Raw genomic sequence first — 11966 nt, forward strand, 5'->3', positions numbered from 1 at the left:
TACATTACCGAACCACCTATGTATATTTTATTCTACAGTATTTATAAAAGAATGTTGGCTATTCATAAGAAATATGATTGGCACGGTTTTTGCTTGTATTACATGTAAGGAAGGAGATTGTATGTAAGGAATCTGTACTCGTAATAGTATAAAACAAGCTACTATTGCATTATTAATCATAGTTGTATTTATAGCGGAACTGTAAATACATACAAATAAGTGGTTTTTTTGAATTTAAAATTCTGAATTTTCTTTTAAGTTATTAGGGGGCAATGGGATGGTTAAATATTCGAAAATTTCTAAGTGGATTCTTGGTGTTGGATTAGTGACAATAACATGTAATGGTTTGCAAATTCAAGCAGAGACAAAAGAGCAAAATGTGAAGAACGTATTACAAATGGAGCCGGTAGGAATACAGAAATCTGTTGATGAATTGGCGCACCCTTCAAAAGTACAAGAAAATGCATCTTTTACAAAACGGTTAAAATTAGCGGATTTATCACAGCGTCCACTAGCACCAACTGATAATATTAAATCGTTAGCTGAAGAAAAAAAGTATTCAATGGCTGAGTTAAATCAATTAAATAATAAACAATTAACTGATCTTCTTGTGACAATTAAATGGTATCAAATTCCGGAATTATTTCAGTTTAATAGTGATAGTCTTAAATTCTATCAAGATGATAGCCGAATGCAAGCAATTATTAATAAACTAGCAGAACAAGGACAAGCTTATACGAAAGATGATTCAAAAGGGATTGAAACATTAGTAGAAGCTCTACGTGCAGCATTTTATTTAGGTTTTTACCATGATGAATTAAGCAAACTAAATGAGCGTAGCTACCATGATAAGTGTTTACCAGCTTTAAAAACAATTGCAAAAAATCCAAATTTCAAACTTGGTACATCAGAACAAAATAAAATAATTGCATCATATGGAAAATTAATTGGAAATGCATCAGCAGATGTTGAAACGGTTTTATATGCAGGTGAAATTTTTAAACAATATAACGATAATCTTGCAACTTTCATTGAAGACCGAACAAAAGGAGACGCTATATATGAGTTGATGAAGGGAATTGACTTTGATATTCAGACGGATATGTACACGACTGGAAAAGAGCCAAAAGATACGATGTGGTTTCGGAATATCGATAACTTTATTAATGAAGTAAATCGTTTTGCACTACTTGGTACAGTAACAAATAAAAACGGATGGTTAATTAATAATGGAATTTATTATGCTGGTCGATTGGGCAAGCTTCATAGCACGCCGACAAAAGGACAACAAGTTGTTACAGATGCAATGCGAATTTACCCATATTTAGGAGAGCAATACTTTGTTGCGGCAGAACAAATTACTACAAATTATGGAGGAATAGATGCGAATGGAAAAACTGTAAATTTAGATCAAATTCGAGAAGAAGGTAAAAAGAAATATTTACCGAAAACGTATACGTTTGATGATGGAGCAATTGTCTTTAAAGCTGGGGATAAAGTTAGCGAAGAGAAAATTAAACGTCTATACTGGGCGGCAAAAGAGGTGCGTTCTCAATTTTATCGTACAGTTGGTAGCGATAAACCACTTGAAAGTGGACATGCTGATGATGTGTTAACGATGGTTATTTATAATAGCCCAGATGAGTATCAATTTAATCGTCAACTGTACGGATATGAAACGAATAATGGTGGGATTTATATTGAAGGGACAGGAACTTTCTTTACATATGAACGTACACCAGAGCAAAGTATTTATAGTCTGGAAGAATTGTTCCGCCATGAATTTACGCACTACTTACAGGGAAGGTACGAAGTTCAGGGATTATGGGGCCAAGGGGAAATGTATCAAAATGAACGTTTAACATGGTTTGAAGAAGGGAATGCAGAGTTCTTTGCAGGTGCAACTCGATTAGATAGTGTAGTACCGCGAAAAAGTATAATTGGCGGGTTATCTAATGATCCTGCAAAACGTTATACAGCATCACAAACGTTAAATGCGAAATATGGAACGTGGGATTTTTATAATTATTCGTTTGCGCTGCAATCATATATGTATAATAAGCGCCCAGAAATGTTCGATAAAGTACATGATTTAATTCGCGCAAATGATGTTTCAAGTTACGATGCATACCGTGCTACATTAAGCAAAGATAATAAGTTAAATGAAGAATATCAATCTTATATGCAAATGCTTATTGATAATCGCGATAAGTATACGATTCCACAAGTATCAGATGAATATTTAACTCAACATGATCCAAAATCGCTTTCGGACGTTACTTCAGATATTACGAATGAAGCGAAATTAAAAGATGTGAAAGTAACAAAGAATAAATCACAATTCTTTAATACATTTACACTACAGGGAACATATACAGGAAGTGTGGCTAAAGGAGAAGTTGAGGACTGGAAAGTGATGAATGAAGCAACAAATGATATGTTGAAACGTCTTTCAGGAAAAGAGTGGACTGGATATAAAACATTGACTGCTTATTTTGTAAATTACCGTGTAAATAATGCTGGGCAATTTGAATATGATGTTGTGTTTAGCGGAGTGAATACGGAAGAAGGTACGGCTGTAGAAAAAGAACCAAATAATTCATTTGAAACAGCAAACCCACTATCTTTGAATATTTTGTTAAGAGGAACCTTGAGCGATCAAGATCAGGGGGATAAATTTGTTATTGATGTAAAGGATCAAAAAGATTTACAAATTTCTGTTACGAACGAACAAAATCTTGGACTGAACTGGGTATTATATTCTGAATCAGATTTAAATAATTATGTAGCTTATGCAACAAAACGTGATGGAAACAAATTGCTTGGAAATTATAATGCAAAGCCAGGGAAATATTACTTAAGTGTATATAAGTATGGTGGTGGAACAGGGAATTATACGGTACAAGTAAAATAGTTTACTATAGTTTGTTTTGAAAGGCTACTTATCGCATTTTTTAGCGAAATAAAGTATGTAATGTTAAACATTAAACTAAGCCAACATATCCCTGTTCTAATTATAGAACAGGGATATGTTAACTTTATATTTTCAAATTAAATAACCTCATTGGATTTTGACAAGAAAATAATTAATATAGATTTGAATTCTCATTCGTAAAGCATGTTTTAATCTTCTTAATGCTCTTTCATTTTTGTCTCAATGCTTGTTTTCAAATCAGTTGATACTTGATTGAAATACCCCAAAACGATCTCCCTAATATCATCGGATATAACTTTCAAATCACTAGCTAAGTTTTCAGCGAGATGTTCTTTTTCTATTGGCTGTAACTTCGTATAAAATTCACCAGCCTGCGTAAAGTCATCCTGTTTCATTATAGAAGTTCTTTCAAGTTTACCTTCAACGTACCTTCCTTCACCGGTTGTAATTTGATTAGCAGGTGTCCAATCTTGCTGCTGGTTAATCGTTAATTTGCGAAATTCTGGACCAATTCTTCTTCTTTGTGAATCACTGTAAATGTTAGCGCGCCCTTGCAGCATTTTATCATCTGATAGTTCTGCACCATCCAGTAAATTAGAAGGAGAGAATGCGACCTTTTCTACTTGTTCCATAAAATTTTCAGGATTTTTATTTAATACCATTTTCCCGACTGGTATGAGAGGATACGTCTGTTCATCCCATACTTTTGTGTCATCTAAAGGATCATAAGAAAGATGCGCTTCATCTTTCGGATCCATGAGCTGGACGTATAAACCATACTCCACTGGTTTACCATTTTCAATTGCATCATATAAATCTTTCCCGCTATAATCAGGATTTTCGGCAGCTAGTTTAATTGCTTCTTTACTAGTAATGTACTGTACACCTTCAAACGGGTACCAATGATACTTTACATACTTTCGATTACCTTCCGCATTTCTCCATACATATGTATTAACACTATGTCCTGGAATGTGGCGAAGACTTTTGGCCGTACCATTATTAGAGTATAAACGGACAACAAAATGAATAGATTCAGGTGCTTTAGCGACAAAACTCCAAAATCTATTAGGGTCTATTAAGTTATTTTTAGGTGAAGGCAATAATGCTTGAATCGTTTCAGGGAAACGCATTGGATCACGGACAGAAAAAACAGGAATGTGATTACATAAAAGGTCAAAAATGCCTTCTTTTGAATAAAATTTTGTGGAAAAACCGCGTACATTTCTAGCAGTATCCGGTGTTCCTTTCGTACTAACAGCTAACGAAAATCGAACCATAACAGGAACTTTCTCATTAGAATTTTGTAAAAAACTTAATTTAGTATGTTCAGACATCGAATATATCGTTTGAAAATAACCGAACGCACCAAATCCTTTTACATGAACAGGTCTTTCTAAAATTTTTTCATGAATAAATTGTTGTAATGACTCATGCAGTACACTATCTTGCTCTAGTACAGGTCCACGTGAACCAACTGTTTGAGAGTGAAATTTAGCTGGTTCAGTAAGTTCTCGATGTTTATTAAAGTCTTCTTCTAATAATTCTTTCCTATGTTTATCATATTTTTCATTCATCGATATAGCCTCCAAATTTTTTCGTCGATTGTTACTAAATATGATTTTATAGTCTCGATTATGTATGACATACAAAGTTCAAAGCAGTAACATACCGCTAGATGAAAAAAACACATATGTAGTGGACCTGTTGAAATAGAAGAAATTATGGAAAAATGAATATCGGGAAGAGAAAGCACACGTTTTAATAAAAAATGTGGAAGAAAACCACTATTAAAATTTCAATCTTAAAACTTAATTTATAAACGATTATATAGAGAATAAACGTTAAAAAGGAAAAATAACTAGGAGGAATTTAACATGTCGGATTGGTTTCAATTAGATAAAGAATATATGATGTCTACATATTGTCGGACAGAGGTTGCAATGGAAAGAGGAGAAGGATGTAAACTATATGATGTAGATGGTAAAGAGTATTTAGATTTATTTTCTGGCGTAGGAGTAAATGTACTAGGATACAATCATCCTAAAATTGTACAAACGACAATGGAGCAAGTTGTGAAATCGTTGCATTTACCGTTTCATTTCTTAAACCCAGTTGCAATTGAGTATGCAAAGAAATTAGTAGAGTGTACTTTAAAAAGCGGAAAAGTCTTTTTTACAAACTCTGGTACGGAAGCGACAGAAACGACATTAAAATTAATTGATAAATATAGATCTATTGCGAATGAAGAGCGTGACGGAGTAGTTGTGTTAAAAGATAGTTTTCACGGGAGGACGTTAGGGGCACTACATTTTACGAGACAAGAAAAGGTATATCAAAATTTCCCTAAAACATCTATTCCTGTATACGAAGTAGAGCGTGAGAATATAGACCAATTAGAGGAGACCATTATTAAAGAAAAACCAATTGCGATTATGCTAGAGCCTGTTTTAGGCAGTGGGGGAATTTATCCTTTATCAAGTAAATATTTGCATGGTGTTCAAAATTTATGTGAAAAATATAATGTACTTCTTGTCGTTGATGAAGTTCAAAGTGGTATGGGTCGAACGGGAAAACTATTTGCTTATCAAAATTTTAATATCACACCGGACATTATTCAAATTGGTAAAGGAGCAGGAGGCGGGATACCGCTAGGAGGGATTATTGTAGGTGAAAAGTTATGTGATGTATTTTCACCAGGAGATCACGGGACAACGTTTGCTCATTCATCAATGGGAACAGCTTTAGGTTTAACGGTATTAAATACATTACTTGATGATGGGTTAATGCAAGAAGCTTATGAAACGTCACTATATTTGAATGGCAAACTGCAAGACATTCAGAAAGAAAATTCTTATTATATACAGGAAGTGCGTCATGCTGGCATGATGTTTGGAATTAGTCTGAATGATACGAATGAAAATGTGAAGAAATTACAGGTTGAGCTAATGAATAAAGGAATGTTAGTCGATGTAACAAAAGGGAATATTATTCGATTACTTCCGCCGTATATTATTACGAAAGAGGAAATTGACGCATTTATGAATCAGTTTATTATTTGTTTAGATAAAGTTGCTGCTGTAGTAAGTGCTTAAAAATTAAAGCTATATTTTATATAAAGTGCACTCTAATTGTTGGGGATAGTTTACAATTGGGGTGCATTTTTATAGTTGAATTTTGTAAAATACAGTCGTTTTTATATGATAACGGAAAAATAGAAGGAATTTCGTTATATTTGAGTGGTGAAGAAAAGGGAAAGTAAGTATAAAGATAGTAGATAAAGCGGGTGGTTTAAATAACTAATGATAGAACGTTTTGAAAATAATAGCATACGAATATATAAATAATAAGAATGAGGTGATATATTGGAAAATAATGATATTCAATTTACTTCTTTACAAATGAGAACGGATAAATATGGTTGGGCTAGTATTCAATATACAAATAAAAAGCAGGCTATCTTATATACTCAAAATAGAGGAGTAGAATGGGATATTGTCAATCCTCTTAATTCAATTGTATTATTTGGGTATCCAATAAACGCTCGAAGCTCTTGGGCATATGGTTTAACAAAAAAGAATGACGATTTATTGCCAGCTATATTTTATACAGTTAATAGAGGAGAAAGGTGGAGTGAGTTTATTTTACCGGTTGAAGAAGATTGGGAGAAATCGACTGATGTTCAAGTACAATTGCATGCTACGAATATGGATAGTATATGGATTGTATTATCTAGAAAGCTTGCATCAAATAAATTTGAACATAATTTATACTATTTGAAAACGAAAGGGAAAGTTTGGAAAGTAATAAAAATATAAGTATTAGTGATAGTATTTCAGGGATAACATTTATAAACGATCTAATTGGGTTTATTTCATTACAAAACATTATGAAACATCAACGGTATTTAAAACAATAAATGGTGGGAAAGTTGGCATCCTACAAAAGATATTCCAAGTATTGAAGGAATTAACAATGGGACTGCTATGGCTTATAAAGCAATCTATAAAAATAACTTATTAGTAATACCAACTAAAAGAATGATGATGTATTTTTAATGAATTACTCATTTGATAAGGGAATTCGTGGCATATTTCAAATAAAACAATAAATACTAGTAAAGTGGCTGTTTCGTTTTTAGTTCCTATTATGGCTGGGTTATAAATAGTGAAAATGGAAGTGTGTATCAAATAATAAAAAAAGCAAAATGGATTAAAGTATCAAGTAATCCATTGTTAAAAATGTATTTTGTTTGCATTTTTAATCGGCGTAAAGGTTGGGCGTGTAATAAAAAAATATTTACTACAAAAGATCGCGGTATAACATGGAAAAGGTAGTATATAAAATTAATAATATTGATAATTTATTTAAAAAGTCCTAAAGAAATTAGGACTTTTTTTTTTATGGTGAGAGTTGTAACAAACAATGATAAGAGAAAGGAGGTAAGTGCAGAATTATATTTTTAAAAATAGACGTTTGTTTTCACACAGTATAATTCACTTTTGAATATGTTAATAAAGTAGCAAATTCATAGGAAATGGTAATACTTAATATTTTATGTCACATGATGTGTAAAGGGGCGTGTAATGAAATCGTTAACGGTTATTATTTTGTACAGTGAAAGAGAGCAAATATTAGAAGAGTCAATTCAATCTATATGGAAGCTAAATCCTCTTGAAATTATAATTTTCGTTCCTAACGATAGAAGTAATTTGTATGAAATAGCAAAGAAACATAAATGTCATATTGTTTTTATGGACAAATATAATAAGCATTATGATGGATATGGAGCTTGTATAAAGGCAGCAAAAGGAGAAGTTTTATTATTTTTAGATGGCAATTTTTCGTTATCCACAAATGAAATGCAGAGATTTATTGAGCCAATTGTTACAAATCAAGCCGATGTAGTTTTAAATAAAATAGATAAATTGATAGAAATAGGTAAATGTCCAAATATGGATATTGTATGGAGAAAAATGTTAAATGAAATTTTAAGTCGACCAGATTTAAAAAGCAATTCAATACTTTCGTTACCATATGCGCTTACGAAAGAAGTAGTGGAAAATATCGGCTTTAATTATATGGAAGATATCGTTCTATCTCATATGAAGATTGTGAATCAAGGGTGGCGGATTAACGATCAATATGCAATCAATACGTTATCTAAAGATGAGACTATAGAGGAAGGAGGATATTTAATAAAAAAAGAGTTATCCAAAAATGAAAAAGAGAAAGTAGAAAGATATTTACGCGGTATAGCTAAATGGATAGAGAAAAAAGGAAGAAGAGTAGGGTTTACTGATGCAGGAAAAAGAAGAGATATTGTTCAAAAACTAGGTGAATGTAAGCGATACCCTTCCTATCATCAAGGGTGGGGAATGCATTCTTCAATTTATGATGGGAAGCAACTTTCTGTCATTATACCAGTACAAAATGAAGAAGAGACTATAGAACAAGTAATACTTGAGGCGAGAAAAATAGAACCACTAGAAATCATCGTCGTTGTAAATGGTTCGACAGATCAAACGGCTAATATTGCTAAAAGACTTGGTGTTACTATTATTGAATATAACGAACGACTTGGTCATAATGTTGGACGTGCTATTGGAGCGCTTGAAGCTACAGGAGATATTCTTTTATTTATTGATGGTGATTTTAGTGTTTCAGGAAGTAATTTGCATCATTTTACAAAAGCAGTTTCAGCTGGTGTAGACATAGCATTAAATGATTTGAATCCGATGTTACACCCTCCGTTTTATGTTGTAGACGTCGTAAAATATATGCTTAATTTAGCATATAATCGTCCAGAATTAAGCAATGGCTCATTAGTAGCAATTCCACATGCTATGAGTAGATCATGTTTAGATGCAATAGGCTGGGAAAGCTTACTATGCCCTAGTCTTGCACAAGTAAAAGCAATATTACAAGGGTATAGAGTAGAATGTGTACATTACGTTGATGTTGTAAAACCGAATAGAATTCGTTTAATGGAGAATGTAAGTCACAATGGGCATCCTCCGGCAGTATTAAGAATCATTGGTGATCACGTTGAAGCTCTCTCTTACTTGATAGAACAACTTGAAATGGATGGAAAGGGTGATTAAACTGTTAGACCAGTATAAAATAATTAACATTTCATATGAACAATTATGGCAAATGGATTTTCAAATTACAGAACCATTTATACTCAAGGTTGATTGGGATAAAGTAACGTATGAATTTTTAATTCGTATTAAGCCCGATGCTTCTAACACTATTGTTTTTGGATCCGGAGCAGGTGGGTTTCAAGAACAGCCAATTGGTCCACCTATTTTTCATCGACATTCTTGGATGGATGAATTTGAAGATACTGTTATATATTATAATGACCCTACGTTATATCTTGGAAAATTATCTTTAGGTTGGGGACAGGGAGAGTTAAATAGATTTTATTTACAAGATATAGCAAATATTTTAGAAATAGTATTTGTAAAGTTAAAAGTTGATTCGAAAAATGTGTTGTTTTATGGCAGCTCTGGGGGAGGATTTATGTCTTTAATTTTAGCTGGATTCGTTAAGGGCTCCACAGCTTTCATTAATAATCCTCAAACAAATTTATTAAAATGGATACCTGTACCAATAAATCTAGTTTTCGATTTGTCTTATCCAAATTTATCAAGAGAAGAAGTTGAAGAGAAATTTGGCGAAAGAATTAATGTTGTGAAATTTTTTAATCACATTAAATATGTACCGAATATTTATTTTTTGCAAAATTTCGCGTGTGAATTTGATGTGCAAAATCATTTGCTACCATTTATTTCCGAATTAGAGCAACTTGATAAAGACACGGAAGTAAATCAAATTATAATTGACTTATATTTTGATAAAAAAGCAGGGCATGCAGCTGTAGGGAAGAGTGAAACAATTGAATATATAAAAAAAGTAAAACCTAATCAGACTGTAAAAGAAGAACAAAAAGAAGTGGACCTATCAGTTGTTATAGTTTTAGGAGAAGAAAAATCAAAATTGAATCAAATTTTAAATAAAGTGCAGCATATAAAACCACTAGAAATTATTATTGTAGCTGATGATAGAATGAGTGCGATACAATCTATACCAACATTTGTTGAAAATAACGTTGTTGTGATTGAGGAGAAAAGTAAATGGAAAGCACCAGTTCATGGGGCAAAAGTCGCCAATGGTGATGTAGTCTTATTTTTAAATGGAGAAGATGTTATTTTTTCGGTAGAATTAGAACGATTTATAGAACCGCTACTAAAAAAGGAACAGGATGTAATTTTAAATAATATAGACTCGTTTTGTTTTGAAAAGATGAGAGTAGAATGGCCAAGCATTGCTATGGTGTATAGAAAAATAGTAAACGATGTATTGGGGCGTATGGATTTAAAATATGATTCGATGTTATCTATGCCATATGCTATTACTAAAAAAGCAATTGAAGACATTGGATATGATATCTTGCAGAATCCTATTCTGTCCCAAGTAACTCTTATTGAGAAAGGGTGGCGACTACAATCCTCGTCAGCCATCACTAACACCTCCTTGAATAATATGCCTGCAAACAAAACCTCTTTCTATAAAAATGGATTAACTAAATTAGAAGTATATGAGATTAAAGAAAATATAAAAGCTTTGGAGAGTTGGTTACAACGAAAAGATGATAGAGGTAATTATACAGATGGAGGAAGAAAAAGAGAAATTATAGAGCAGTTAAAAAACCAAAAGAATTATTCACGTTTCCATAAAGGATGGGGAATGAATTCCTCTATTTATAATGGAAAACAGTTATCAATTATTATACCAGCACAAAATGAAGAATCAACGATTAAAGAAGTTATTCTTGAGGCAAGAAAAATTGAACCGAAAGAAATAATTGTTGTCATTAATGGGTCAACAGATCAAACAGAAGCAATTGCTAAGCAATCAGGGGCAACAGTAATTGTTTATGAAGAAAGATTAGGGCATGATATAGGTCGGGCAATCGGTGCACAAGAAGCGACAGGAGATATACTTCTCTTTATTGATGCTGATTTTGCTATTCCAGCAAAAGATCTTCATCCGTTAACGCAAGCTGTTGCGGATGGTGTTGATATGGTTTTAAATGATTTAAATTTAAATCTTAGATTTCCTCTATATATTGTAAGTTTATATAAATATATGTTGAATATTGCTTGTAACCGTAAAGATTTAGGGGTAGGATCTACAATTGCTGTTCCCCATGCTATTAGTAGAAAATGTTTAGAGGGAATTGGCTGGGACACTCTTCACACAGCGTGTGTTGCACAAGTAAAGGCAATATTAGAAGGGTATAAAGTCGAATGTGTCCATTTTGTAGATGTAATGAAACCAAATCGTATTCGGCCACAAGAGCATTTTGCGACGATAGGACATCCACCAGCTGTATTGAGAATTACTGGGGATCATTTAGAAGGACTTTCATATTTATTGAAGAATAAGGATTTTAAAGATTTATTTTAAAAGGTAAATTTGTCTATTGAATGAGTAACTTAAACATTTCATTTATGCAACTTGACAATATTTAGTATTGCAATGAAACTAAAATCAAAAATTTTTATTATTTTTAGCTCAGGTACAAGTGAAGAGCATGTTTCACTGACTGATAGTAAATGAACAAGTAACTAAAGGTAAAGGCTTCTTTATATATATGAAGAAGCTTTTATCTTTTTATTTTAAGTATGGAAGGTAAAGAGTAAATAAAGTTGTAACGGTATTTTTATTTTTGGATAAATTGATATTAGATATAAGAAAGGAGGAATATCTTGTCTTGCATCAATAAAAGTTGTTTTCATATTTCTTTAGAAACTAAAGTCAATCCAAATGGTGGGGCAGAAATATTCGTAAGGTGCAATGATGAATGTTTATCTAATTTTAATGTAATACCGTTTATTGCATGTGTTTCTATTTCAGTAAAGGATGATTTGAGTTTTTAGTTGATTTAGATAGTTTAATAAAACGTTAATTTTCTATGCAGTTAATAATAAAATAACATCTAATTTATAAGACTTAGTAA

5 protein-coding genes and 2 pseudogenes are annotated in these 11966 nt (G+C 32.2%); 6 read left to right on the forward strand and 1 reads right to left on the reverse strand.

Annotated features, from left to right (window positions below):
- Positions 1-277: 277 nt before the first annotated feature.
- A complete protein-coding gene (gene colA, locus IQ781_RS01035) occupies positions 278-2914 on the forward strand; it encodes a collagenase ColA (RefSeq protein WP_000241894.1) in 2637 nt (878 codons plus the stop codon).
- 218 nt (positions 2915-3132) lie between these two features.
- Here the strand turns inward: colA and IQ781_RS01040 are convergent, their stop codons facing one another.
- Positions 3133-4512, reverse strand: a complete 1380-nt coding sequence (locus IQ781_RS01040) for a catalase (protein ID WP_001003610.1) — start codon at positions 4510-4512, stop codon at positions 3133-3135.
- A 300-nt stretch (positions 4513-4812) separates the two neighbouring features.
- Here IQ781_RS01040 and IQ781_RS01045 point away from each other — a divergent pair, with 300 nt between their 5' ends.
- The 5 genes and pseudogenes from IQ781_RS01045 (at position 4813) to IQ781_RS01065 (ending at position 11915) form a co-directional block, all read left to right on the forward strand.
- Positions 4813-6030, forward strand: coding sequence for an aspartate aminotransferase family protein (locus IQ781_RS01045; RefSeq protein ID WP_001286475.1), 1218 nt, complete (start codon positions 4813-4815; stop codon positions 6028-6030).
- A gap of 270 nt (positions 6031-6300) precedes the next feature.
- Positions 6301-7316, forward strand: a pseudogene (locus tag IQ781_RS01050) (beta propeller repeat protein).
- Positions 7317-7521: 205 nt separating this feature from the next.
- Positions 7522-9039: a glycosyltransferase family 2 protein gene (locus IQ781_RS01055; protein WP_000839298.1), complete on the forward strand. Its 1518-nt coding sequence runs from the start codon at positions 7522-7524 to the stop codon at positions 9037-9039.
- Positions 9040-9091: 52 nt separating this feature from the next.
- Positions 9092-11413 (forward strand): glycosyltransferase, encoded by a 2322-nt coding sequence (locus IQ781_RS01060; protein WP_002025986.1) that lies wholly within the window; start codon positions 9092-9094, stop codon positions 11411-11413.
- Positions 11414-11715: 302 nt separating this feature from the next.
- Positions 11716-11915 (forward strand): annotated as a pseudogene (locus IQ781_RS01065) (hypothetical protein).
- Positions 11916-11966: the final 51 nt, after the last annotated feature.

Origin of the sequence: Bacillus sp. N447-1 (genome assembly GCF_022701035.1) — a bacterium.
Lineage (GTDB): Bacteria > Bacillota > Bacilli > Bacillales > Bacillaceae_G > Bacillus_A > Bacillus_A cereus.

Excerpts from the sequence above, each read along its gene's own strand:
- IQ781_RS01060 (WP_002025986.1), top strand. The coding sequence starts at position 9,092 with ATGGATTTTCAAATTACAGAACCATTTATACTCAAGGTTGATTGGGAT.
- IQ781_RS01045 (WP_001286475.1), top strand. The coding sequence starts at position 4,813 with ATGTCGGATTGGTTTCAATTAGATAAAGAATATATGATGTCTACATAT.
- IQ781_RS01040 (WP_001003610.1), bottom strand. The coding sequence starts at position 4,512 with ATGAATGAAAAATATGATAAACATAGGAAAGAATTATTAGAAGAAGAC.
- colA (WP_000241894.1), top strand. The coding sequence starts at position 278 with ATGGTTAAATATTCGAAAATTTCTAAGTGGATTCTTGGTGTTGGATTA.
- IQ781_RS01055 (WP_000839298.1), top strand. The coding sequence starts at position 7,522 with ATGAAATCGTTAACGGTTATTATTTTGTACAGTGAAAGAGAGCAAATA.